This is a genomic window from Dietzia sp. DQ12-76 (assembly GCF_014145045.1).
GTDB lineage: Bacteria > Actinomycetota > Actinomycetes > Mycobacteriales > Mycobacteriaceae > Dietzia.
Genome location: NZ_JAALDV010000535.1, coordinates 1 through 1,199, shown reverse-complemented (window position 1 = coordinate 1,199; position 1,199 = coordinate 1). Strand labels below are relative to the sequence as shown.

At 70.6% G+C, this 1,199-nt stretch carries 1 protein-coding gene and 1 pseudogene; one reads left to right on the top strand and one right to left on the bottom strand.

Annotated features, from left to right (window positions below; all coding sequences use genetic code 11):
* The coding region (locus G6019_RS16265; RefSeq protein WP_182613417.1) for an ABC transporter permease at window positions 1-822 on the top strand (822 nt) is incomplete at its 5' end.
* Here G6019_RS16265 and G6019_RS16260 read toward each other — a convergent pair.
* Window positions 819-1,199 (bottom strand): annotated as a pseudogene (locus tag G6019_RS16260) (prepilin peptidase); the annotation flags it as partial. The gene G6019_RS16265 and the pseudogene G6019_RS16260 sit on opposite strands and share 4 nt — an antisense overlap.

The window sequence follows — 1,199 nt, the reverse complement described above, 5'->3', positions numbered from 1 at the left end:
GAGCCCCAGGCGCTCGCGGCGGCCGGTGGCCCGGTCGGGGAGCTGCTCGAGGCCACGGTGCTCGACGGTTCGCTCGAGCCCGAGGCCGACTCGCTCGTGGTCTCCCGGGAGGTCTCGCGGGACAACGGGTGGACGATGGGCGCCCGGGTGCCGCTGGTCGGCCCGGACGGAACCGAGTCCACCCTCCGGGTGACCGGGGTCTACGACGACGCCCAGATCCTCGGCCCCTTCTACACCGGTATGGACGTGTACGAACGGTTGGTACCGGAGAACCTCCGCTCGACGGCCATCGTGTTGGCCAAGGCGGCCCCGGGGACGCCGCCGGACGAGGTCCTGGCCGCCGTCACCGAGGAGCTCGCCGACATCCCGATCGCCACCGTGCAGAGCAAACAGCAGTACATCGACGTCCAGTCGGGCGGGATCGACCAGCTGCTCACGATCATCTACGCCCTGCTGGGCCTGGCCCTGGTGATCGCGGTGCTGGGGATCGTCAACACCCTCGCGCTGTCCGTGATCGAGCGGCGCACGGAGATCGGCATGCTGCGCGCCGTGGGCATGCAGCGGTCCCAGATCCGGCGGACGATCAACCTCGAATCCACGCAGATCGCGGTGTTCGGTGCCCTGATCGGCGCCGCCGTCGGTGTCTATCTGGGGTGGGCGTTCGTCTCCGTGCTCGCGGACAGCGGGCTCAGCGAGACCACCATCCCCTGGGGGAACATCGGACTCGTTCTGGTGGCCTCCGCGGTCGTGGGTGTGCTGGCCTCGCTGTGGCCCGCGCATCGCGCTGCCAAGACCGATCCGTTGGAGGCGATCTCGGACTAGCCCGCCACCGAGAGCCAGGCCGCCACCGCCGCACCGGCGATCATCGCGGGACCGAACGCGATGCCGGTGTGGCGGTTCGCTCTACGGATGGCGAGCAACACCACTGCCACCACTGCGTTGAGCGCGAACGCCGCCAGCGTCCCGACCAGGACGTAGTACCAGCCCAGCCATCCGAGAAACAGGCCGAGGACGCCGGCGAGCTTGACGTCGCCCAGCCCGAGTCCCGAGGGGTTGATGAACGCCAGGGTGAAGTAGAGGGCGAGCAGTGCGAGCGCCGCGGCCCCGGCGCGCCCCAGCGCGCCCCAGTCCCCGCTCACCATCGCCGCCACGCCCAACGTCGCCAGGAGGGCCGGGTACAGGGGGACGACGACGACGTC